Raw genomic sequence first — 23876 nt, 5'->3', positions numbered from 1 at the left:
GGGAAGTGCCGCCGTTTCGTAAGCGACGTCATCCGTCTCGGTAATAAAGAAACTGTTGCCAGGATGTCGGGAGCGGTTACCACGCAAATAGTTTTCTTGTTCTGGATCATGGCCTTCGCCGCCCGTGTTTGAGGCAGAGGGCTATGTGAGACAGCTCCGTCATCCCGGTATATGACGGGATCGGCCTCAAAGGCGACAACATCGGCGGCTTCAGGGGACGGACGGCAAGCAACCGATCACTCGGTATCGGCTTCATGAGCGCTGGTCTCAAGGAGGTGACCGGACTTGAAGAACCTGCAAACTAGATCGATGAACAGCCACTCATGCAATTCGCTCGGCCGGCACAGTAACGGCGTTCCTGCTGATGCTGTCGGCAAGAGTCCTCGTTTCCGATCGAGATGTACCATTCGCTTATTTTGGGACGTATCCGTATTCGGCCGCCATTTCACGAAGTTCCGCGAGTTTGGACGGGAAAAGTTCCTCTATTCGTTCCCAGCTTGCAGGCACTCGCCTCGTGGCCGCTGGACGTGCATTAATGTTGGACGGGAGGTTGTCGATCAACTTGGTGGCGGCTGGGTTTGCGCCGATAGCTTCGCAGAATAGTGTTGAAGATTGTCCCTTGCTGGTAAAGTCTTCCAGTCGCAGAAGAATTTTCTCTCGACCGAAGGCGCGATTGTAGCGAAGCCAATAGTTCACTGCGCGCCCTAAGCGGATAACTGCATTATCCGCACCTTCGGGAATGAAGTCCGGCTCGCCCAATTTGCTTTCAATAAACTTGAACAGGGAATCGAGGTGCGTAGTGGCGGATTCAATTGCCTTCACCGGTTCACGCACCAAGTGAAATTGTACAGCCTTTTTCGCTGCATACTTAGGAGTTAGAAGTGACCACTTCCATCCAATGAGCCCATCATAATTGGCAAAGAGCCGCGGGTTTGCAGCAATGTACTTTATCCCTAGTTTCTGCGGGAACGGCCAATCATCGCCCATCTCGTGCAAAACGGAGATACCCATACTCGACAACGCGCGAGCAACATACTTACTGCCGCTGCGCCCGCAGCACGAAATGTGAAATGTTTTCTTCATTCTAAGCCTATGGAGTGATGATCCCGGGTAGGTTTTAGTCGCATGGTGCGCGGCGGGATTCAACCGGTCAACCCAGCTAGTAACCAAACAGAACCAAGTTTCTCATTCCCATGGTTACTGTAGACAGCTAGGGGCGTCGGTGCGAGACAAGAGAAAATGGGCCTGTTGTCTCCGTTGAGGAACCGCGAGCGGCATTAACATTGAATTCGGATTTCCCCGAGGGCGGCATGCGCAAGAGCTTCCTCGGAACAAAAAGAAGCTCATTCGCTTACCGAAGAAGGGGAAGACCACCAGAACACTCTTTACGGGTTTCAGGAGCGCAATGAATCCGACCGCTTTGGGTGTGCGATTCTTTACATGGTGGCTCGGCGATCGTTGTTTCCCGCCTTGCTCTCATTGCATTGGCCTGAAAGGCCAATCTGCCAAGTATTTTAGGTATGGTGCCCCCGGCAGGACTCGAACCCGCGACCCCCTGATTACAAATCAGGTGCTCTACCAACTGAGCTACAAGGGCATGGTCACGCGCATAGCATAATCGCGCGCGGAGTGAAATGCATTCTTCTCAGCAAAAGCATCCGGTTCTTCCGATAGAATGGCCGATCAGCTCGTTACCGAATCCTGCCGATGGCGTTCGCATTCCTGGCTTCCGCCACGTTCCGGATCCTCCTGACTCGTCTGTGCGGACACTGAAAGAGCGAATGAGGTCGTACTAACAATTGACGCACCGACCAGGAGGATTGCAGCGATGTGTCTGCGCATCGAACGCTTCCTCTATAACGCGCAAATAAAATACTCCAATGTGCGGACATTTGCACGAGCTTATCGCCGGCCCGGTACGGCTGTTTTCCTCCTAGCCTGGCGGGCGATGTAAAGCGCTACGGCAGCGGCGTTGGACACATTGAGGGAACGAATAGCGCCCGGCATGTCCAAGCGGGCGAGAGCCCGCACCGTTTCACGGGTTTTCCGGCGGAGACCTTTGCCCTCTGCGCCCAGGACCAGCGCAAGCCGGCCTGTACCCAGCGCTTCCTCTAGCGGGCCAGGCGCATCCGAATCGAGACCGACCGTGTGGAAGCCCGCGGCGTGAAGCTCCTCCAGGGATTCGGCAAGGTTGCGTACTTCTATATGGTCGATGTGTTCCAATGCACCAGAGGCGGCTTTCGCGAGAACGCCAGATTCCGCGGGGCTATGGCGGGCGGTAGTCACGAGCGCATCCACGCCGAACGCAACCGCCGAGCGCATGATGGCACCAACATTGTGCGGATCCGTGATCTGATCGAGCACTAGGACGAGGGAAGCTTTCCCGAGCGCCGAAAGCGTCTTTGGGGTACGGATCTCCGCTTCGATCAGGACACCTTGATGAACCGCGTCGGCGCCCGTCAACGAATCGATGGCTTTGGGCTCGACAAGCTCGGCCGGGAAGGGAAGGGCGGTAATGTCGGCAATTTTCAGACGCTGCGCTGCATTCCGCGTCACCCACATGCGCCGGATGGATCGCGCCGGATTGTCTAGCGCGGCGCGCACCGTGTGCAAGCCGTACAGGCGCACCAGGCCTTCATCAATTTCCGATGGGCCACCGCCTCCTTCTGAAGCGCGAGCACGGTGGGCTCGCCGCAACCTGGCGTAGTGGCTGTCCTTGGGAGTTCCTGTCTTGCGATCCTCGCTCATTCCTCTCCTATAACGGTCCGCGTGCGTGCAGACTATGTAGAAAGCAGCGATGGGGAAAATTCCCCTCAAATGCGCCTTGGCCCTGTTGACAGGGCAAGGCTCGCTGGCCATAAGGCGCATCGGAAAACGGTCGTGCCATTGAATGGCGGACCTAGATTTCCCAGATACGCGTTGCATGAATGCAGCCGTGAGGAGGGGTGTCCGAGTGGTTAAAGGAGACGGACTGTAAATCCGTTGGCTATGCCTACGCTGGTTCGAATCCAGCCCCCTCCACCACTCTGCGGGTATAGCTCAATGGTAGAGCAGCAGCCTTCCAAGCTGAATATGCGGGTTCGATTCCCGCTACCCGCTCCATTTGTTTGATGACTTGAAAGCACGGCGCCGAGCATTGCGGCTGGCCAGACGCTGTTGAGCAAGGCAAATGCTGTCGGCGAACCCGATCCGATCGCCAGAGCTGTTCATTGTCCAGTATAGGCGATCAGGGCGCTTGACGGGTGAGCCTGCCCAACCTATTGAACTCGTGACGCCAATCTGCGGCGTGGCCTCGTGGCGGAGTGGTTACGCAGAGGACTGCAAATCCTTGCACCCCGGTTCGATTCCGGGCGAGGCCTCCAATCAGCCACAGATGGTTCCGGGTTGCTCCGCGCCTAAAGTACCTTGCGTAGAGACGTATCGCGCTCATTGCGGTCTTTGGCGAGCAAGTACAGGATGAATTTGTGACGGCAGCCTTGGCCTTAATCTGTCCAACGGCCTCCCGATAGAAGCAGAACAACCTCCCTCCTTATCCGGCAAAGCCCTGACGCTGCCTCCTGCCGTCGGCGGAACATTCTATTTTCCGGCCTGTTCGGCATGCAAGGCCTTCTGATGCCTGACTTTGCCAGACCGGAAGAGCCCGGAACGTTTTGCTCCTGCTCTTCCTAACCACCACGGTAAAGAGGAAGAGATGAACACCCGTTTTCGCCCAGATGAGATTTCGCAGCGTATTGCAGAGTTGGGACCCTGGTTCCAGAACATGACGATAGGTGGGGTGGAAACGGCGCCCGATCATTTCTTAGGCGATTATCCGAACTGCAAGTGGAAGCGTTTCTGCCATGTCATTCCCCACGACCTTAGTGGCCAGACCGTTCTCGACATTGGCTGTAATGCAGGCTTCTACTCGATCGAGATGAAACGCAGAAATGCGCGCAGGGTGGTAGGAATTGATTCTGACCCGCAGTATCTGCGCCAGGCAGCCTTTGCAGCGCGACATGCGGGAGTGGACATTGAATGGCGGCAGATGTCGGTCTACGAAGTCGGGCGGTTGGAAGAAAAATTCGATCTCGTGATCTTCATGGGCGTTCTCTATCACCTGCGCTATCCGCTTCTGGCTCTTGATCTGATCCATGAGCACGTCGCAGGCGATAAACTGCTCTTCCAGTGCCTTCAACGAGGGGAGAATGGGGTTGCGGAAGTCGCTGCCGATTATCCCTTTGGTGAATGGGATATTTTTGACTGGCCGGATTTTCCGAAGCTGCATTTCATCGAGCACTGCTATTCAGAAGATCCCACAAATTGGTTTTTTCCCAACCGGGCGGCAGTAGAGGCAATGCTGCGTAGTTCGGGTTTTCAGATCAATGCTCATCCGGAGCCGGAGGTTTACCTTTGCACCCGTGGCCGGCGCGGCTATGCGGTTGATCCTCCGCCCGCTATTGCGTCTCAGGCGAAGTGAACAATCTCTGCTTAACATGGTTCGGCAGCAGCAGTGATGGAGCGGCTCACCCATGTGCGCCGCTGCACCTAACACCTTCTTGCTCTGGAACAAAGATCCACCTGTAACGGTTCGAACATGACCGGAAGGACCGTACCGGGCAAATTCCAGTTCGCCTTGACGGCCTTCTATACAGAATGGAGGCGAGAGAATGGATGGCGCACAAGTGCGTGTGGGGATCGTGGGTGTCGGCAACTGCGCGTCGTCGTTTGTACAAGGACTTTCCTACTACCGGGGTCTGCGTTCGAATAACCCGATCCCGGGTATCATGAACGCCGATATTGGTGGATATCTGGTTGACCATGTGGTCATCAGTTCCGCATTCGATGTGGGTGCCTCTAAAGTCGGACGCGATGTTGCAGAGGCCATCTACGCGCCTCCCAATAACACGATCCGTTTCGCAGATGTGGGACCAACAGGCGTAACGGTGGAGCGGGGCAGGACCCTCGACGGTCTTGGCAAATATCTGCGGGAGGAGATCGAGGAATCGGACGCGTCAGAGGCTGATGTCGCCGACGTACTGACCAGAACGCGCACGGATGTTGTCGTTTCCTACCTGCCAGTCGGCTCTGAGAAGGCCGCACAATATTATGCCGGCGAGGCGTTGAAGGCCGGTTGCGCCTTCGTTAACTGCATGCCCGTCTTCATCGCTTCGCATCCAGAATGGCAAAAGCGATTTGAAGAACGGCGCGTTCCCATTATCGGCGACGATATCAAGAGCCAGTTCGGCGCTACCATCGTGCATCGCGTATTGACGAACCTTTTCCGCGACCGCGGCATACGCCTCGATCGTACCTATCAGCTTAACTTCGGAGGCAATACGGACTTCCAGAACATGCTGGAAAGGGAAAGGCTCGAATCTAAGAAAATTTCCAAGACCCAGTCTGTGACGAGCCAACTGGGCGTACCCCTCGAACCGGGAAATATCCACGTCGGGCCAAGCGATCATGTGCCGTGGCTGACGGATCGCAAATGGGCGTATATCCGCATGGAAGGCACGACCTTTGGCGGTGTTCCGATCAATTGCGAGTTGAAGCTCGAAGTTTGGGATTCGCCCAACAGCGCCGGCGTTGTGATCGATGCTGTGCGCTGCGCGAAGCTGGCAATGGATCGGGGCGAGGGAGGGGCGTTGGTCGGGCCCTCCAGCTATTTCATGAAATCCCCACCCCAGCAATTTACTGACTCAGAGGCACGGCAGCGAACACTCCGCTTCATCGCAGGTGACGAGCTTCCCGCCGGTCTCAAACAGTGATGACAGTCTTCCACCTCCTACGCCACGCATCCCATGGCGAACTTGGGACGATCCTTACCGGACGCCGTTCGCAAATCGCTCTCACGGCAGCTGGCCGCTTGGAAGCACGGCGGCTCGGACGACACATCGCAAGACTTCAAGTCGACGCGCTGAAGACAAGCCCGCGCCTTCGTGCCCGCCAGACAGCCGAAATCATCGCCATGGAGACCGGTCTGGAAGCCGGAATAGCCGAGGAACTCGACGAGATAGATTTCGGATGCTGGTCGGGCCTTCCGTTCGAGGCGCTTTCAGCGGATCCTACCTGGAGGCAATGGAACGCTGAGCGAGATATCGCGGCAACGCCTGCCGGCGACACCATGGAAAAGGTAGCACTTCGCTTCGGCGATCTGGTGAACCGGCTACGGCAGGAACATGCTGGCCTGACGGTGGCGCTGGTGAGCCACAGCGATGTCATCAAGGCCGGGCTCTGTCATTTCCTCAACTGGCGTTTTTCCAGTGTACACGATTTTGAAATCCGCCCCGCATCGCTCACCACCCTTGTGTTCGGCGAGGAAGGTTGCAGCTTGCATCTGCTGGACTATAGCCCGCTCTCGGCCGGTACGGAGACGGCAGCATGAGGCTGTTGATCTTCAGCCTTAAGTTTCCTCTTCCTGGAAGATTGGCTCGAAACACAGTGGGGAGGGCGAACGTACTCCTGCGTCGGTGCACTGCAAAGCTGATCCGCGCCTGTTCGGTCGACCGCGCAGCCGTAAACGGCGAGCCGCAAAGTGCATCCCGCGCGTCAGCACCGGTGCGGCCATAGTTTCAAGCAAGCGAAATGAGGGATCTGAGTAATGATTGAAGCCGCGATGATCTGGAACGAGCCGAACAACAAGTCCCATTGGGACCTGGAAATCGATCCGGAATGGAACATGTTCGCCGAAATGGCGATGGGTGCTGCTGATGCAATCCAGCGCGTCAACTCCGACGTGGTCCGCGTTTTGGGAGGTATCTCGCCTATCGACCCACTGTTCATTCGTAATATGCAGGGCAAAGGCGTTCTCGATCATGTCGATGCCATTGCAGTGCATGGCTTTCCTCTGGACTGGAACCTCTGGCAGATCGATGAATGGCCGGCAAAGCTCGCTGAAATTCAGGCGCTGACGCACTTGCCGGTCTGGGTGAGTGAGGTGGGCGTATCCACTTTCGGCGCTGATGAAGTCCAGGAATGGGGGCTTGAACGTACCGCCACTCTTCTGAAAGGGCGTGCGCCGCGCATCCAGTGGTACAGTCTTTTCGACCTGCCTCAGGCTTGGGGTGCCACTACTCGCCACAGGGAAGCGGAGGGCTCTTCCTACTACCGCCATTTCTATATGGGTCTCATCCGCGAGGATGGCACACCCAAGCCGGCCTTGGAAAAGTTTGCCAGGCACACGCCAGAACTTGGCATCTGCCAATGGTTCCACTTCGAAGACCCTCGCCTCGATGAAGCCGTCGTCTGGCTAAAGCGGCTGGGAGTGAAACATCTTCGCACTGGTCTTTCCTGGGCGGATAGCTTCCGGCCCAATGCGCTTGACTGGTTCGACAGGCAGATGGAGAAACTTGCCGATTTCGATGTAACGCTCACCTTCTGCTTTACGCCAGAACATCGCGGCATCGCACCCCATCACACTAGCGCGCCGCTGGTACCGGAAGAGTTCGCCGAGTTTTGCGCCACCATGATCGAGCGCTATGCCGGGCGCGCCGAACGCCGCATCAAGGGCGCCGCCTGACGTAAACGGGGCATGTCTACCGTCCCGCCCCGTCGCCTGCGGGAGCCTTCTTAATAAGGCTCTGCCCGAGGGGAAGGTACAATGGCCGCCAGAGTTGGTGGCGGCCCATTACGCTCGTCCGATGACTTGAATTGCATTTCGCAACGTCAAGACGCTATACGTCTAGAGGACCTGCCCGCGCTATCTGGACATTCGCAAGCTAACCGGCAAAACCCGATGCCTGCCTTGCGATTGACCCGCATCGATCGGCGGACCCAAGCAAGGCGGGGCCTCGCTAGTCTAAATGTCCAGTTCCTCTACAAATTCCGCGTTCTCCTGAATGAAGCGGAAGCGGGCCTCAGGCTTCGTTCCCATCAACGCATCGACAGCATTGCTCGTTGCCTCCGAGCTTTCCAGCACCTCCACGCGCAGAAGAGTGCGGTGCCTGGGGTCCATTGTGGTTTCCTTGAGCTGTTTGGGCATCATCTCGCCGAGGCCCTTGAACCGGTTGATCTCCACCTTGCCCCGACCCGTGAACTCCGTCGTCAGCAGTTCATCCTTGTGCGCGTCGTCGCGCGCATACATGGTCTTGCCGCCCTGGCTGATGCGGTAAAGCGGCGGCACTGCCAGAAACAGATGGCCGCCGGTTATGAGTTGCGGCATCTCCTGGTAGAAGAAGGTGATGAGAAGGGAGGCGATATGCGCCCCGTCGACATCGGCATCCGTCATGATGATAACGCGTTCGTAACGCAAGTCGTCTTCGCGATATTTTGAGCGCGTACCGCAACCCAACGCCTGGACGAGATCGGCAATCTGCTGGTTGGAAGCAAGCTTGCCCGACCCTGCGCTGGCAACGTTCAGAATTTTGCCGCGCAGAGGCAGAACGGCTTGGGTGGCGCGGTCGCGCGCCTGCTTGGCGGAACCGCCTGCTGAGTCACCCTCGACGATGAAAATCTCTGCGCCCGCGGCCGCACCCACCGTACAATCGGCCAACTTTCCGGGCAGGCGGAGCTTGCGAACTGCCGTCTTGCGGCTCACCTCCCTTTCCTGCCGGCGGCGAAGACGCTCGTCCGCCCGTGCGATCACCCAGTCGAGCAGCTTGGTGGCTTCGGTTGGATTATCGGCGAGCCAGTGATCGAAGGGGTCGCGGACCGCATTTTCCACCATACGCATAGCGGCGGCAGTCGCCAGCTTATCCTTCGTCTGCCCTACGAATTCCGGTTCCCGAATGAAGACCGAGAGCATGCCCGCCGCGGAAATCATCACATCTTCAGCGGTGATGGCGGAGGCCCGCTTGTTACCGATGAGCTCGGCGTAGCCGCGCAGCCCCTTCAACAGCGCATTACGGAAACCGAGTTCGTGTGTTCCTCCCTCGGAGGTCGGAATTGTATTGCAATAGGAGTTGAGCAAGGCGTCGCCGCCATACCAGGTGACCGCCCATTCGACGGCGCCATGACCGCTGGATTTTTCTGTCCGCCCCGCAAAAACCTCCTGCGTTACCTGGAATTCGCCGGCGAGCGTAGCAGAAAGGTAGTCCTTCAGACCTCCGGGAAAGTGAAAGCTGGCCTTCTCTGGCGTTTCGTCATTTTTCTTAAGGAGGGATGGGGCGCAGTTCCAGCGTATCTCTACCCCGCCGAACAGGTAGGCCTTCGAGCGGGCCATCCGGTAGAGACGGGCGGGTTCGAACTTCGCAGCTGCGCCGAAGATCTCCGGGTCTGGCTTGAAGCGCACCCTCGTGCCGCGGCGGTTATGCACTTCGCCCAAGCTTTCAAGCGGCCCATGAACCTTTCCTCGCGAGAAGCGCTGGCGGTAAAGCCGGCGGCCACGCGCGACTTCCACCTCCAGTGACTCTGAAAGGGCATTGACGACAGATACGCCCACGCCGTGCAGGCCGCCCGACGTCTCATAGACCTTCGAGTCGAATTTGCCGCCCGCATGAAGCGTCGTCATGATGACTTCAAGCGCGGACTTGTCCTTGAATTTCGGATGCGGGTCGATTGGAATGCCACGGCCATTATCCGTGACGGTGAGGAAGCCGTCTTCATCGAGGTCCACCTCGATAAAGGTTGCATGGCCTGCGACAGCCTCGTCCATCGAGTTGTCGATGACTTCGGCGAAAAGATGATGCAGCGCTTTGTCATCCGTGCCGCCAATGTACATGCCAGGCCTGCGCCGTACGGGCTCAAGGCCTTCCAGAACCTCGATGTCCGCTGCGCTGTAGCCTTCCTCGCGCGCGGGCGAGGAAGCTTCTGACCCCCTACGCGTCGAAATGATCGGGTCCGGCTGCCTTACGCGCTCTGCAGTCGAAGTCAGGCCGGCAAAAAGATCGTTTGTATCGTCCATCAAACAGGTTTCCCCATCACCCGCGAATCATCCTTGATCTTGCCATGCTTGGCAGGGCAAAGCGAAGGCCGTTCCGGTTCCGTTCAGTGGGTGCGAGGCGTTCCTTACAGGACAGACGGCCATTCGCCAACAGCATAATGCGGCGTGCTCCTTAACGAGAGCGCACCGCCTTCGTTAATGTCAGGCTGAATGTCAGCTTGCCAAAGCCTCCATCGGAGGGCATGCGCAGACGAGATTGCGGTCGCCAGCCACATTGTCGATGCGGGAGACGGGCGGCCAATACTTCACGCTCCATTCCATCCCCCCCTTAGGGAAGGCAGCCTCCTGCCGCGAATAGGGATGCTCCCAGCCATCCGCCATCAACTCGGCGGGGGTGTGCGGGGCGTTGACCAGCGGATTATCGTCCCGCGGCCATTCGCCCTTTGCAACGCGCTCGGCTTCGCGGGCGATAGAGATCATCGCTTCGCAGAAGCGATCAAGCTCGCTCTTTGGCTCCGATTCGGTAGGCTCCACCATCAGTGTGCCGGCCACCGGCCAACTCATGGTGGGAGCATGAAAACCGTAGTCGATCAGGCGCTTGGCAATGTCCTCAACGTTGACGCCCGCCCGATCCTTAAGCACCCTCGTGTCCAGGATGCATTCATGGGCCACGCAGCCGTTGCGGCCTGCATAGAGCACCGGATAGTGCTCATTGAGCCGTTTGGCGACGTAGTTTGCGGCAAGGATTGCCGTTTCCGTGGCGCGCTTGAGACCTTCAGCACCCATCATGCGGATATACATCCACGTGATCGGCAGTATGGAGGCGCTGCCAAAAGGAGCGGCCGCCACCGCATTGGAGGTGCCAAGCGCCACATGACCCGGCAAAAATTGTTTTAGATGCGCTTTGACGCCAATGGGACCAACGCCGGGACCGCCGCCACCATGGGGGATGCAGAAGGTCTTGTGTAGGTTCATGTGGCAGACATCGGCACCCAGGTCTCCCGGCCGGGCAAGCCCCACCATTGCATTCAGATTCGCCCCGTCCAGATAGACTTGCCCGCCATGCGCGTGGACAAGCTCGCACATTTCGCGCACGCCTTCCTCGAACACGCCATGGGTCGAAGGATAGGTGATCATCAGTGCGGCTAGCCGGTCGGAATGCTCGGCTGCCTTTGCGTTGAGATCCTCAACGTCAATGTCGCCGTTCTCGGTGCAGCGCACCACTACCACGCGCATTCCCGCCATCGCAGCGGACGCCGGATTGGTGCCATGCGCGGAGGAAGGAATAAGGCAGACATCCCGCTCCGCTTCGCCGCGCTCGCGGTGATAACGACGAATGGCGAGCAGCCCCGCATATTCGCCCTGACTGCCAGCATTGGGCTGCAAAGACACTGCATCGAAGCCTGTGATCTCGGCTAGCCAGCCCTCAAGCTCGGCGGTCATGCGGCGATATCCGCCGGTATGCGCTTCTGGCGCGAAGGGATGCAGGCCGTTCACCTCGGGCCAACTGACGGGTATCATCTCCGCGGCGGCATTAAGCTTCATGGTGCAGGAGCCGAGCGGTATCATTGCCCGATCGAGCGAAAGGTCCTTGTCTGAAAGCTGGCGCAGGAAGCGCATCATCTCCGTTTCTGAGCGGTACTCGTGGAATGCGGGCTGAGTGAGGAAACCTCTTCCGCGGGGCTCCGACGGCGCAATGCTGGCGGCCTGTTCCGGCGCAGTGACGCCGAAAACGGCGGCAATGGCCTTAAGGTCCTCATCGTTGGAAGTCTCGTCAAAGGAGATGGCAAGCCGGTCCTCGTCAAGGACCCTCAGGAGTCTGCCACCCGCTTCGGCTTCCGCGGCGATGGCTGCGGCCCTGCCTGGCACGGATACCGTTACTGTATCGAAAATCCGTTCTCCGGCCATGTCGAGCCGTGCAGCCTTTAGTGCGGCATGAAGACGTGCGGCCAAACCATGCGCATGTAGGGCAATTTCCGTGAGGCCATCTGGCCCGTGCCATATTGCGTAGGCCGCTGCCATATTGGCGAGCAGCGCCTGGGCAGTGCAGATATTGGAAGTCGCCCTGTCGCGGCGGATATGCTGCTCGCGCGTCTGTAGTGCGAGACGATAGCCGGCCCGCCCATGAGCGTCGACCGATTGGCCAACCAGCCGCCCCGGCATCAGCCGCGTCAGCCGCTCGGACACGGAGCAATAAGCTGCATGTGGACCGCCGAATCCCATAGGCACACCGAAGCGCTGCATGGAGCCAACAGCGATTTCCGCTCCAAGGGCTGCCGGCGTTTCACTTAGAAGGAGACCGAGCGGATCGGCCACAAAAATAACGATAGCGTCTTTCTTCTTTGCTTGGGCGATGGCTGCGGAGTGATCTTCGTAGACGCCGAACGTGTCACCCCATGGGACGATGAGGGCGAACGTATCATCATCGATGGTGTCGGTCGCAACCTCCAGGCCAAGCGGCTCGGCGCGGGTCTCCACGACATCGCGGGTTTGCGGATGAAGTGCGCCTGCGATCACCAGCCTGTTGCGGCGGGAGCGGTGGTGCCGCCAGGCGATCCCCACGGCCTCGGCAACGGCGGTGCCTTCGTCCAGCAGCGATGCCGAGGCGACAGGCAAGCCTGTGAGTTCAGTCACCAACGTCTGGAAATGGAAAAGCATCTCCAGCCGGCCTTGGCTGATTTCCGATTGGTAGGGGGTGTAGGCTGTATACCAGGCCGGGCTTTCGAACAGGTTGCGCTGGATCACGGCCGGCACGTGGCAACCATGATAACCCGCCCCGATGAAGCTCTTGAGCACCCGGTTTTCACGCATATACCCCTGAAGCTCCGCAAGCGCTTCTGCTTCGCTCGCTGGTTCCGGAAGGGCGAGGGGACGCTTTAGCCGAATGGAATTAGGAACAGCGTGGCTGATCAGCGTCTCCAGTGAGGGAACGCCGAGGGCGGCGAGCATAGCCTTCTTGTCATCGGAACCAGGGCCGATATGGCGCCTGGAAAACGGTGCTGTCATGCTGAAATCTCCTGGGCGGGGTGCGCGGCGCGCTGGCCTATACGCGCTTCCGCTTCTGATCGTTTGCCAAGGCAGCCATTCCGCCTGCCATTCAATGCTCTACTCTATGGATGCCTTGTAGGCGTCCTCATCCATCAGCCCCTCAAGCTGGCTTTCATCGGTGATCCGCATCTTCCACAGCCAGCCGTCACCCATGGGCGCGCTGTTGACGAGCGATGGGTCGGACGAAAGAGCCTCATTGACTTCCGTTACCTCGCCATCCGCCGGGGCATATACATCGGATGCAGCCTTAACAGATTCAACCACGACGGCGGTATCTCCCTTCGCAAGCGATTTTCCGCTCTCGGGCAACTCTACATATACGAGGTCGCCGAGCTGTTCCTGTGCATAATCCGTTATGCCAACCGTTGCCGTGCCACCCTCAATGCGAATCCATTCGTGATCTTTGGTGAAATAGGTCTTGCTCATTGACTCTTTATCCTTTGCGGTATCGGTGGGGCATGAAGGGCAGGGGGTGCACCCGCAGAGGCACGCGGTTGCCGCGCACATCGGCAAAAAGGATTGTGCCCGGCTCACGAAGAGCTCTGGACACATACCCCATGGCCACGGGATGACCTGCTGAGGGCCCGAATCCGCCGGAAGTGACCCGGCCAACAGCCTCGCCGGCTTCGTTCATAAGTATGGCTCCTGCACGAACGGGCTGACGCCCCTCCGGCTTGAGCCCGACCCGCGTCTCCTCGACTCCCTTGGCAAGCAGGCCGCGCAATGCGTCGGCGCCCACAAAGCTGCCTTCCTCGCGAAGCTTCTTCGGGATCGCCCACAGTATGGCGGCGCGTGCCGGGTCCATGTTCTCGTCAAGATCCTGACCATACAGGCAAAGCCCGGCCTCAAGCCTCAGGCTGTCGCGAGCGGCAAGTCCGGCCCACATCACACGTTCGTCAGAGAATAATTTTTCAACGAACGCCTGCGCATGGGAAGGCGGCAGGGCAATTTCGAAACCATCCTCGCCCGTGTAACCTGATCGGGTAACGAACCAGTCCTGCTGCGGCTCAACAGCTGACATGAAGCTGAGATCCGACAAGTCGAGGCCTGCGCCAATCAGCACGCTTTCTGCTTCAGGCCCCTGAAGGGCAAGAAGAACCCGGTCAAGCGGCTTCAGTGAAACATTAAAACCCCTGGCTAATCCGCTGAGAATACGATGGTCTTTTTCGGCGTTCCCGGCATTCGCCACGATCATGAAACGATCGGTGTCCAGCCGCGTAACGATAATATCGTCAAGGATGCCGGCCTGCTCGTTCAGCAACATGCTGTATTTCGACCGGCCTGATTCCAAGGCCACGGCATCCAGCGGGCAAGCCAGTGAAAGAAAGGCGCAAGCATCAGCGCCCTCCACCTCGAAAAGGCGCATATGCGATATATCGAAAAGCCCGGCCTTTTCCCGCGTGTGCTGATGTTCTTTCATCACGCCGGCCGGATAGGTGAGCGGCATGCGCCAGCCGGCAAATGCGCCAAAACGCGCCCCAGCCTCCTCATGCATGGTCTCAAGCGGAAGTGTCTTCAAGTCCCTCATCATTCCTCCAAAGTTGCACGCACGCCGCTCGCGGCGGACGTGCTAGTGCCCCTCTGTCGGAAGCCTGAGAGACTCGCGCAACGGACTTTCGTCAGCAACGCTTACACCTTCGGCGCGGGAATAACCCCGACTTTCCAGAGTGTCTGACCCGTCTACGGTTCCTTTGCCTGAGAGATTTCGGGCGGTTTCCCCTTCGGCGGCAGCAACGCTGCTCTCTCCCACAGACAGGCAGGGCTAGCGCCCTCAACGGCCTTTACCTAGCGTAGGCGAGCGGACTTGTCACCTGCCACGGATGCTGGAACGAGAATTCCTGTGAAAACAGCGCTCATCTCTCTTCTTTCAAGGCACGCCGAGCGATCTTCTCCAACGCCTGAAGAAAGGCGCTGCGATCCTTTGCGGTGAAGGCAGAGTTGTAGCCCTTTATCTCTCCGGATTCCCGCAGGTCCTGTTTCAAATTGCGCATGGCAACGTCCATGCCGATGCTTTCGCGTGTGAAGACGCGGCCGGTCGGGCCGATTACATGCAGCCCGTTCTCTACCAGCCGCGCGGCAAGCGGCACGTCCGCCGTAACCGCAATATCACCGGCATTGGCGTTCTCCACGATCCAGTCATCCGCAGCGTCCGCCTTGCCGGGAACCACGACGTGGCGCACCATTGGATCGCGCGAGGGGCGAAGCCCGCCATTGGAGACGAAGATCACCGGCAGGCCGTGCCGCTCTGCCACGCGTACCACCTCCGCCTTCACGGGGCAGGCATCGGCATCTACATGGATGGAGATCATGGCAGGTCCAAGGTTAGCTTGCGTGGCGCATGGCTTAGAAGAATATTGCCTTGAGGGAAAGGGATGATGGATCGAGGAACCGGTGCCCGGCGCGGCAGAAAATCCCATGTGGCCTTCCCCAGGGAGGACTCGACCTTAGCTAAACGATCCGAAAGAATGAGCGCGGGTAACAAATCCGACTGAGAGAACGAATCGATGACGAGCGAAAGGCGATCGCGGGATCCCCTGATGGCCGAAGTTCTGCGGCTCCAGGCACGTCCGGAGAGGCACTTCATTCATCTGCGTGTGCATTCTGCCTATTCGCTTCTTGAAGGTGCGCTGCCGCTTGGCAAGATCATCAATCATGCCGTTAAGGACGAGGCGCCGGCGATCGCCATTACTGACACGAATAACCTTTTCGGCGCGCTTGAATTTGCGCAAAAGGCTGTGAAGGATGGCGTACAGCCCGTCATCGGCTGCCAGATCGGCATCAGCTTCAACGATGCTTTTGCCGAAGGGCGGCAGGGGAATGTGCGCAGACGGACGAGCGAATATGACCCGCTTGTTCTCATTGCGGCGACGGAAGGCGGCTACCAGAATCTCGTGCGGCTGGTCAGCCGCGCATACCTTGAGAACGAGGCCGGCGCAGCCGTTCATGTGCCCGCGGATTGGCTTGCCTTGCACCAAGAAGGCATCATCTGTCTAACGGGAGGCCCCCGCGGGCCTTTAGGAGCGGCCCTCAAGGCCGACCAGACCGAAGTTGCCGAGGCGCGCCTTCTGTTTCTCAAGGAGACCTTCGGCGACCGTCTTTACGTCGAACTGGAGCGACTTGCGGGTTATGATCGCGGGCTGGAGGCAGCGACCGTCAATCTTGCCTATCGGCACGATCTGCCGCTGGTCGCCACCAATGAGGCCTTCTTCCTGACCCGCGATGATTTCGAGGCGCACGACGCGCTGATCGCCATTGCCGAGGGCACGGTGATTGCCGTGGACGACCGCCGCAGGCTCACGCCCGACAATTATCTGAAGTCGCAAGCGGAGATGGCCGCTCTCTTCGCGGATCTGCCGGAGGCCATCGACAATACGGTCGAGATCGCGCAGCGATGCTCTTATTTTCCAAAGACCCGCGCACCCATTCTTCCCCGCTTCACCGGCGGCAATGCCGAAGATGCCGAAGCAGCCGAGAAGGCGGAGGCGGAAGAGTTGCGCCGCCAGGCGCGCGAGGGTCTCGAATGGCGGCTTTCCACGCAGGGGCTCGCCGAAGGCCACAGCCGCGAGGAGTATGTCGAGAGGCTGGAATACGAGCTTGGCATTATCGAAAGGATGAAGTTCCCCGGATACTTCCTTATCGTGTCGGACTTCATCAAGTGGGCCAAGGCGCATGAAATACCGGTCGGACCTGGCCGCGGATCGGGCGCGGGCTCGTTGGTCGCTTATGCGCTCACCATCACCGATGTCGACCCGCTGCGGTTCTCGCTGCTTTTCGAGCGCTTCCTCAATCCCGATCGCGTTTCGATGCCGGACTTCGACATCGATTTCTGCCAGGACCGACGCGAAGAGGTGATCCGCTACGTCCAGGATAAATACGGACGCGATCAGGTCGGCCAGATCATCACCTTCGGAACGTTGCAGGCGCGCGCCGTGCTGCGCGACGTGGGCCGCGTGTTGCAAATGCCCTACGGGCAGGTCGACCGGCTCTGCAAGATGGTTCCCTCCAACCCGGCCAATCCCACGCCGCTCCATAAGGCCGTTGAGGATGAGCCGCGCTTCGCCGAGGAGGTAGAGAAGGAACCCATTGTCGGCACGTTGCTCGAAATCGCACAGAAGCTGGAAGGTCTCTATCGCCATGCCTCGACGCACGCCGCGGGCATCGTTATCGGCGACAGACCGCTCTATAATCTGGTACCGATGTACCGCGACCCGCGTTCCGACATGCCGGTCACGCAGTTCAACATGAAATGGGTGGAGCCGGCGGGCCTGGTGAAGTTCGACTTCCTGGGCCTCAAGACGCTCACCGTGCTCGATAAGGCGGTGAAGCTCATCCGCCGGCGCGGAATCGAGATCGACCTGTCGAAAATCCCGCTCGACGACCCCGAAACCTACGCGATGTTGTCGCGCGGCGAGACGGTCGGCGTGTTCCAGGTGGAAAGTGCAGGCATGCGCAAGGCGCTGATCGGCATGAAGCCTGACCGCATCGAGGATATCATTGCTCTGGTGGCGCTCTACCGGCCCGGCCCCATGGAGAATATCCCCACCTACAACGCCCGCAAACACGGCGAGGAGGAGATCGCCTCCATCCACCCGAAGATCGACCACTTGGTGAAGGAGACGCAAGGCGTCATCGTCTATCAGGAGCAGGTGATGCAGATCGCCCAAGAGCTCTCAGGCTATACGCTGGGCGAGGCCGATCTGCTCCGCCGCGCCATGGGCAAGAAGATCCGCGCCGAGATGGACAAGCAGCGCGTGCGCTTCGTCGAGGGTGCCGTCGAGCGGGGTCTTGAGAAGGCACAGGCCGATTTCATCTTCGACCTGCTGGCGAAGTTCGCCGATTATGGCTTCAACAAGTCGCACGCCGCCGCCTATGCCATCGTCTCCTACCAGACGGCTTATCTGAAGGCGCATTATCCGGTGGAATTTCTGGCCGCCTCCATGACGTACGACATGGCCAATACGGACAAGCTCAATGACTTCCGGCGCGACGCCATCCGTCTCGGGATCGAGGTGGTTTCGCCATCGGTCATGACAAGCTATCGCGATTTCGAGGTGGGCGAAAACCGCATTTATTACTCGCTCGCCGCCATCAAGGGCGTAGGCGATGCCGCGGTGGAGCACATCGTGGAGCGACGGAAGGAAAAGCCATTCACAAGCCTGGAAGACTTTTGCGCCCGTGTCGACCCAAAGATCGTCGGAAAACGGGTGCTGGAAAGCCTGATCCAGGCCGGTGCGCTTGACTGTTTCGGCCATGACAGGGCCGCGCTCTTCGCCGGCGTCGACCGGCTCATGGGCATGGCGTCCCGCGCGGCCGAAGATGCGGCCATGGGGCAGGGCGACATCTTCGGTTCCGCGGCGCTGGAGCCTCAAAAGCTGCACTTGCCGGCCGGCGAATCATGGTTGCCGGCCGAGAAGCTGCATCGCGAGTTCCAGGTGGTCGGTTGCTATCTTTCCGCCCATCCGCTCGACGATTACCGGCAGACGCTGGAAAAGATGCGCGTCCAGAACTGGGTGGAATTCCAGGCCGCCGTCAAGCGGGGCGCCTCTGCCGGGCGGTTGGCTGGCACGGTGACAGCCAAGCAGGAGCGGCGCACGCGCACCGGCAACAAGATGGGGATCGTCCAGCTCTCCGATGCATCCGGTCAGTACGAAGCGGTCCTCTTTTCGGAATTGCTTCAGCAGTACCGCGATCTTCTGGAGCCGGGAATGTCCGTCGTGATCATGGTGTCCGCAGAGGACAGGCCTGAGGGGGTTAACCTTCGCATCCAGAGCGTGCAGTCGCTGGAAGAGGAGGCGAGCCGCGCCCAGAAGGCCCTGCGCGTCTATCTTCGGGACGCCGCGCCTGTTCCCGCCCTTTCCTCCCAACTGGTGAAGCAGGGAGAGGGGCAGGTGAGCTTCATCGTCATCAGGGAAGGGGGCAAAGGCGAGATCGAGATCGGGTTGCCGGAACGCTACCGCATCTCACCCCAGATCGCAGCTGCCATGCGTGCCGTGCCAGGGGTCGTTGAGGTGGAACTGGTTTAGGCGCTCGACACATTTTTCAACCGCCGCCTAGTTCCGCATGTGCCAGAAGAGAGTTGGGAGCAATGAAATGGCACCCGCCGGTCCTGCCCAAGGAATCGCTGATCAGCCTCCTTCCTGTGTCAGAATTGACTTTTACGTAAAGCAAATGGCACTCTTTCTCGCGAGGATTGCGGGCAAGCTATGCGCGACTACTACACGATCACCGAACTCACACGCGAATTTGGCGTCTCGACCCGAACACTGCGTTTCTATGAAGACGAAGGGCTGATTCATCCTGTGCGCCGAGGGCGTACCAGGCTTTATCGCCCGTCAGACAGGCATCTGGTGCGCCAGATCCTGCGCGGCCGGCGCCTAGGCTTTTCCATCAGCGAGATCCGCGAGATCATCCAGATCTACAAGACTCCGCCGGGAGAGGTCGGCCAGCTCCATCTGCTCATCGAGAAAATTGACGAAAAACGTCAGACGCTGCGGCAGAAGAGGCGGGATCTTGAGGATACGCTCCACGAACTTGACCGGGCTGAAGAAGCTTGTGTGGAACGGCTGGCGGAACTTGGCGTGAAGACGTAATTCGCTGCCCGGCCACGGTCCTGGTGCAATTCAAGGAAAAGCGGATACGGGTTTTCCGGCCGGAACTATGAGGAGCAAAGACCTAGGTCATCAGAACCAGCGCCGCACCCTCTTCTGGTAGTCACGATATTTCTTGCCGAAGCGCAAGGCAAGGTGCCGCTCCTCCGGCTCAATTGCGAGCTTCTGTGTTGTAAATCCAGCAATGAGGCCGAAAAGGAAGAACCAGGGCTGGCCGGCGATCATCCCGATCGCAAGCATCATCACGGTATTGCCAAGATAGATTGGATTGCGGCTGAAGGCATAGGGGCCCGACGTAACAAGGTGGCTGGCTCCTTTCGTTGGCATGATGGTCGTCTTGGCACGACGCAACGCCCTTAGCGAACCGACCCACAACAGCATAGCGGCCGCTGCCAGAATCCAACCGGCCGCGAAGAGGATGTGTGAAAGAGGCGCACCAAACCAGGGAAGGGGGACTGCATAGCTCAGAATTATGGCGCCTATGATTGCTGCCAGATAGATGATGGTTGGCCACGCAACGCGGCTTGGCACCTGGTCCAGCGGTTTACTCATAAGCCTCTCCCGGCGGCCGAAGGCGAGATTTCGCCATCCCGGCCATTGTTCTCCAGGCTACAGCGAAAGACAACCTCTTCCAGCCATTCCTGGGTAGCAGCATCAGGCCGAGGAGAGAAAAGGGCCTCTACCCTGTCGTCTGCAGCGGCCGCATCTACTACGCAGGCACAATAGGTCCGGCAGAAGCGTTCCTCACGGCTGGCCGAGCAACGTTCGGTGCAAGCGTCCAAGAATATCGCCGTACGGTCGGGCGTGGCGGGCGGAAGCACCTGCGCGAATGTCCAGAGGAGCGCAATCAGTACGGGCTGGTGCAGCAGGTAAAACAACAGGCTATGCCTGCCCGCCGCTGCAAGGAGCGGAAGCGTGTGAGGTCGAACGCTCGCCAGGCGTGCAAGTATGCCGGTCGACGCGGCCCATTTTGCCGCAGCGATACCTAGAAGCACCATGCCGAACCAGGGAAAAATTGGGATGTAATCGTTGCTCGGCGGTACGTTGCGGGAAAGCCCGGTCCACCAGAAGAGCGGCTGGTCAAGAAGGGAAGCCTGGATGAATCGGGAGGCTGCAATCACCGCACCCGCCAGGATCACAAGGGCAAATACCGGCAGCCGCATGACCGCAAGGCCAAGAATGCTTGCCAGTGCGATGTGGTGCAGGATGCCAAAAAAGATGAAGGCGTCGGGCGTGGCGTAATAGGTGACGACAGTAATCGCCAAGGCCGCACCGGCGATCATGGCGAGCCGTTTCCCAAAGGAGCGCCATCGGATACCATGGCCATGAGCCAGGAAGAGGCTGACGCCGACGAGGAAAAGGAACGAGGATGCAATGCAGCGCGCAAAGATCCTCCAGCCGCCCGTCACGGGGATCGTGGGCTCTATATAGCCAAAAAATCCAAGGTCCCAGGTGAAATGATAGATGGCCATCGCTACGAGCGCGGCGCCACGCGCAGCGTCAATGAGTTCTATGCGGGATAATCTTCGTGCCTGCACATGCTTCTCCTGCGGGCGTCAAGATGGCCAGGCAGCCATGCACGCGGGTTGATGATCAGACGAAAGCGCGTATTTTCCACTTGGGTCAATGGGCGCCGTGCCCGGGGCGGCCGAACTGGCATGGATTTCTGCCTGCCGCACTGCAGACGAGAGGAGGATTCATGAAGACGTTGCATGTGAATGGCGCAGATATCCCGGTAATCGGGCTTGGAACTTGGACACTACGCGGCGACGCCTGTGTTGATCTGGTCCGCCATGGCATCGATATCGGATACAGGCATATCGACACGGCCGCATCCTATGAGAACGAGGCGGAGATAGGAGAGGCGATTCGTAACTCCCGCGTTGAGCGCTCGGAAGTTTTTGTCACGACGAAGGTCTGGTGGACAAATCTTTCAGCCTCCGATCTGCTCCGCTCTGCCGAAAGTAGCCTCCAACGGCTCCGTCTTGATTATGTTGACCTTCTCCTCGTCCATTGGCCTAATCCAGAGTTTCCACTTCACGAGACAATGGATGCGCTCAGCCGGCTTCGCGAACGCGGACTGACACGGCATATCGGTGTAGCCAATTTTCCGACGAGTCTTCTTGCCGAGGCGGTGCGGGTATCACCGGTGCCTCTTGTCGCCAACCAGGTGGAGTCGCACCCCTACCTTGATCAGAGAAAGATTCATGAGGCTTGCCGCATGTATGGCATGGCGATGGTAGCTTATTGCCCTCTGCATCGTGGCGGCTCGCTTCTTGAGGAAGAGCCGATCCGGGCCGCTGCTGTTCGCCATGGCAAGACGCCGGGACAAATAGTGCTGCGCTGGCATATCCAGCAGGAGAATGTCGCTGCCATTCCTCGCACCAGCCGCAAGGAGCGGCTCGCTGAGAATATCGACGTTTTTGATTTCATGCTCGACGATGACGAGATGGAAGTCATCGGCAGCCTGCGCAGCGAGGGAAGGCGGATTTGCGACTATGATTTCTCGCCGCAATGGGATGAGCCCTGAGGCTTGCGGGGAAGCGCCGGATTAGCGTGTGCGGCGCCTTTCGCGGCGACCCGGGGCAGCACTATCGGCACCGCTCTGGGCGGCCTGCTTGTTACGCATGGGGCCGACACGCGCTTCGATCACCTCGATCGTGGGGCGGACACTCTTTTCATGCCCATCGAGCGCTTTCCGCATGGCGGCCAGATGCTCAAAGGACGTGCCGCAACATCCGCCGATGATCTTCGCCCCGCTATCGACAGCAAGGCGTACATATTCCGCCATGAGCTCCGGCGTGCCGGAATAGTGGATTTCCGAGCCGCGGAACTCCGGAATTCCGCAATTGCCCTTCACAATCACGGTCGCCTCAGGCCGGGCTTCGGTCATGTCTAGTAGAGCGGCCAGGATATCCGGCGCTCCGACACCGCAATTTGCCCCCACGGCGACTGGCTTTGAAGGAAGTGCCTCTCCAACGGAGTGGATGTCTTTCGGTGCGAGCCCCATCATGGTGCGGCCGGCCGTATCGAAGGAGCCGGTATAGGTGTAGGGTATTCCGACCCGGATCGCCGCCTCGGCCGCCGCGCGGATCTCTTCCGGGGAAGACATCGTTTCGATCCATGCGACCTCTGCCCCACCGGCCTTCAATCCTTCGATCTGTTCGGCAAAGGCATCCACTGCCTCGTCAAAGGCGAGCGCGCCAAGCGGCTGCAAGAGCTCGCCGGTTGGACCCACGGACCCTGCGACAATGACGCGATGCCCGGCGCGATCGGCAACACGGCGGGCAATCTCTGCCGCCTTCCTGTTGAGTTCGAAAACACGGTCTTCGGCATGATGCAACTTCAGCCGATGGCGCGTGCCGCCGAAGGAGTTCGTCAGAATGATATCCGCCCCGGCGTCGACAAAACCCTGATGCAGGGCCTCGACCTTCTGCGATGCATCCTCATTCCAAAGTTCCGGTGCCTCGCCCGATTGCAAGCCCATGGCGAAGAGATTCGTGCCCGTGGCGCCGTCAGCGAGCAAGATGCCTTTTTCCGCGATCAGCGCATCGATGGGATTCTGCATGGGGCGTCCACTTCATCGTCTTGGGGAGGGTCATAACGATATAAGGAACTCCTTATATCCGGTCAATGGCGTGAAGCCTCTGCTTTGCGATACAGCAAGATCGCCTAACCTCGGTGATATGCAAGGCGCTCGTTGTCAGTCGCGCACTAGCTTGAGCTTCTGCTATGACTGTTCGGGACAGTACCCGTCCGGCCAGGATCGGGCGTGACGTCTTGTATGATTGACAATTGCTACCCGAGCGCAAGTTTGCCCAGGAAGCAAATATGGAGGCTGCCTATGATTCGGCACATTGTTTTCTTCAGCGCGCGGGATAAGGAAAATGTCCAGCGGATTGCTGACGAACTGGGGGCGCTCGGACGCATCCCCCACTCGGAATATTTTGAAGTCGCGCTCAATCGTCGAGTGGACAAACTCTCTGGAGAGGTAGACGTGGTGGTTTATGGCGAGTTCCGGGACGAGGCGGCGCTCGAAGCCTACAAGGCGCACCCCATCTACGAGGAGACCATTGCGAAGGTGCGTCCGCTCCGTGAGATGCGTATCGCTGCCGATTTTCTCTCCGAAGCGGGAGGGCCGAAGTAAGGCTCGCGTCCAACTTCTGGAGTGCAGATTCTGACAAACGTTCGCACTCGCGTTGCTGCCTTTCGGCTCCAGGGTCGGCTTTCGCCGCCTCACGCTGTCATAACCCTACACTAAATGTGACTTTATCAGGTCATATTCAGTGCATATTAATGCCCATATCTGGCCACATAGCGTTTACATTCTGATAAGAATTCGATGCGCATGGGTAAGGTGGCTGCACCTTTTGATGCAGTTGTCCGAGTGTTTTATTCAATTGAGGGATAATCAAGGGACC

General features: G+C 58.9%; 18 protein-coding genes, 4 tRNA genes and 1 riboswitch. Of the genes, 11 read left to right on the top strand and 11 right to left on the bottom strand.

Annotated elements, in window-relative coordinates:
- Positions 1 to 411 precede the first annotated feature (411 nt).
- The 3 genes from HUS57_RS05015 to HUS57_RS05005 all read right to left on the bottom strand — a co-directional run bounded on the left by HUS57_RS05015 (position 412) and on the right by HUS57_RS05005 (position 2748).
- Positions 412 to 1083 (bottom strand): hypothetical protein, encoded by a 672-nt coding sequence (locus tag HUS57_RS05015; RefSeq protein WP_173931794.1) that lies wholly within the window; start codon positions 1081 to 1083, stop codon positions 412 to 414.
- Positions 1084 to 1521: 438 nt separating this feature from the next.
- Positions 1522 to 1597: transfer RNA gene (locus HUS57_RS05010), tRNA-Thr, on the bottom strand.
- Positions 1598 to 1902: 305 nt separating this feature from the next.
- Positions 1903 to 2748 (bottom strand): RNA methyltransferase, encoded by an 846-nt coding sequence (locus HUS57_RS05005; protein WP_173931793.1) that lies wholly within the window; start codon positions 2746 to 2748, stop codon positions 1903 to 1905.
- Positions 2749 to 2939: 191 nt separating this feature from the next.
- On the opposite strand from HUS57_RS05005, the gene HUS57_RS05000 reads away from it, so the two are divergent.
- The 7 genes from HUS57_RS05000 to HUS57_RS04970 all read left to right on the top strand — a co-directional run bounded on the left by HUS57_RS05000 (position 2940) and on the right by HUS57_RS04970 (position 7498).
- Positions 2940 to 3024 (top strand) — tRNA-Tyr (locus tag HUS57_RS05000).
- 4 nt (positions 3025 to 3028) lie between these two features.
- Positions 3029 to 3102, top strand: a tRNA-Gly gene (locus HUS57_RS04995).
- A 186-nt stretch (positions 3103 to 3288) separates the two neighbouring features.
- Positions 3289 to 3362, top strand: a tRNA-Cys gene (locus HUS57_RS04990).
- A gap of 329 nt (positions 3363 to 3691) precedes the next feature.
- Entirely contained in the window at positions 3692 to 4456 is a 765-nt protein-coding gene (locus HUS57_RS04985; RefSeq protein ID WP_173931792.1) for a TIGR04290 family methyltransferase, read from the top strand.
- A gap of 190 nt (positions 4457 to 4646) precedes the next feature.
- Positions 4647 to 5747 (top strand): inositol-3-phosphate synthase, encoded by a 1101-nt coding sequence (locus HUS57_RS04980; protein ID WP_173931791.1) that lies wholly within the window; start codon positions 4647 to 4649, stop codon positions 5745 to 5747.
- A complete protein-coding gene (locus HUS57_RS04975; RefSeq protein WP_173931790.1) occupies positions 5747 to 6364 on the top strand; it encodes a histidine phosphatase family protein in 618 nt (205 codons plus the stop codon). Before HUS57_RS04980 ends, HUS57_RS04975 begins: the two co-directional genes overlap by 1 nt.
- Before the next feature lie 216 nt (positions 6365 to 6580).
- Positions 6581 to 7498, top strand: a complete 918-nt coding sequence (locus HUS57_RS04970; RefSeq protein WP_173931789.1) for a beta-xylosidase — start codon at positions 6581 to 6583, stop codon at positions 7496 to 7498.
- Between the two features lie 279 nt (positions 7499 to 7777).
- Here HUS57_RS04970 and parE read toward each other — a convergent pair whose 3' ends face one another.
- From parE to HUS57_RS04945, 5 genes are all read right to left on the bottom strand, one after another.
- Positions 7778 to 9820, bottom strand: coding sequence for a DNA topoisomerase IV subunit B (parE, locus tag HUS57_RS04965; protein ID WP_173931788.1), 2043 nt, complete (start codon positions 9818 to 9820; stop codon positions 7778 to 7780).
- 192 nt (positions 9821 to 10012) lie between these two features.
- A complete protein-coding gene (gcvP, locus tag HUS57_RS04960) occupies positions 10013 to 12805 on the bottom strand; it encodes an aminomethyl-transferring glycine dehydrogenase (RefSeq protein WP_173931787.1) in 2793 nt (930 codons plus the stop codon).
- A 99-nt stretch (positions 12806 to 12904) separates the two neighbouring features.
- Positions 12905 to 13273 carry a glycine cleavage system protein GcvH gene (gene gcvH, locus HUS57_RS04955; protein WP_173931786.1) on the bottom strand — a complete coding sequence of 123 codons (369 nt, stop codon included), beginning with the start codon at positions 13271 to 13273 and terminating at the stop codon, positions 12905 to 12907.
- 7 nt (positions 13274 to 13280) lie between these two features.
- Entirely contained in the window at positions 13281 to 14375 is a 1095-nt protein-coding gene (gene gcvT / locus HUS57_RS04950) for a glycine cleavage system aminomethyltransferase GcvT (protein ID WP_173932288.1), read from the bottom strand.
- A gap of 145 nt (positions 14376 to 14520) precedes the next feature.
- A riboswitch (glycine riboswitch) is annotated at positions 14521 to 14606 on the bottom strand.
- Positions 14607 to 14700: 94 nt separating this feature from the next.
- The gene (locus HUS57_RS04945; protein ID WP_173931785.1) at positions 14701 to 15156 is read right to left on the bottom strand and encodes a YaiI/YqxD family protein; all 456 of its coding nucleotides are present in this window, start codon (positions 15154 to 15156) and stop codon (positions 14701 to 14703) included.
- A gap of 195 nt (positions 15157 to 15351) precedes the next feature.
- Here HUS57_RS04945 and dnaE point away from each other — a divergent pair, with 195 nt between their 5' ends.
- Positions 15352 to 18870, top strand: a complete 3519-nt coding sequence (dnaE, locus tag HUS57_RS04940) for a DNA polymerase III subunit alpha (RefSeq protein ID WP_173931784.1) — start codon at positions 15352 to 15354, stop codon at positions 18868 to 18870.
- A gap of 180 nt (positions 18871 to 19050) precedes the next feature.
- A complete protein-coding gene (locus HUS57_RS04935; RefSeq protein ID WP_173931783.1) occupies positions 19051 to 19437 on the top strand; it encodes a MerR family DNA-binding transcriptional regulator in 387 nt (128 codons plus the stop codon).
- Between the two features lie 90 nt (positions 19438 to 19527).
- Here the strand turns inward: HUS57_RS04935 and HUS57_RS04930 are convergent, their stop codons facing one another.
- A complete protein-coding gene (locus HUS57_RS04930; RefSeq protein WP_173931782.1) occupies positions 19528 to 20007 on the bottom strand; it encodes an isoprenylcysteine carboxylmethyltransferase family protein in 480 nt (159 codons plus the stop codon).
- Positions 20004 to 20993 (bottom strand): heparan-alpha-glucosaminide N-acetyltransferase, encoded by a 990-nt coding sequence (locus HUS57_RS04925; protein WP_246727739.1) that lies wholly within the window; start codon positions 20991 to 20993, stop codon positions 20004 to 20006. The genes HUS57_RS04930 and HUS57_RS04925 overlap by 4 nt, the downstream gene beginning before the upstream one ends.
- 161 nt (positions 20994 to 21154) lie before the next feature.
- On the opposite strand from HUS57_RS04925, the gene HUS57_RS04920 reads away from it, so the two are divergent.
- Positions 21155 to 21985, top strand: coding sequence for an aldo/keto reductase (locus HUS57_RS04920; protein WP_173931781.1), 831 nt, complete (start codon positions 21155 to 21157; stop codon positions 21983 to 21985).
- 21 nt (positions 21986 to 22006) lie between these two features.
- Here HUS57_RS04920 and bmt read toward each other — a convergent pair whose 3' ends face one another.
- On the bottom strand, positions 22007 to 23023 hold the full coding sequence (gene bmt / locus HUS57_RS04915) for a betaine--homocysteine S-methyltransferase (protein ID WP_173931780.1): 1017 nt from the start codon (positions 23021 to 23023) through the stop codon (positions 22007 to 22009).
- A gap of 276 nt (positions 23024 to 23299) precedes the next feature.
- On the opposite strand from bmt, the gene HUS57_RS04910 reads away from it, so the two are divergent.
- Positions 23300 to 23602: a Dabb family protein gene (locus HUS57_RS04910; RefSeq protein WP_173931779.1), complete on the top strand. Its 303-nt coding sequence runs from the start codon at positions 23300 to 23302 to the stop codon at positions 23600 to 23602.
- Positions 23603 to 23876: the final 274 nt, after the last annotated feature.

It is taken from the genome of Chelativorans sp. Marseille-P2723 (assembly GCF_902809845.1).
Lineage (GTDB): Bacteria > Pseudomonadota > Alphaproteobacteria > Rhizobiales > Rhizobiaceae > Chelativorans.
This window is presented reverse-complemented; position numbering and strand designations above follow the sequence as displayed.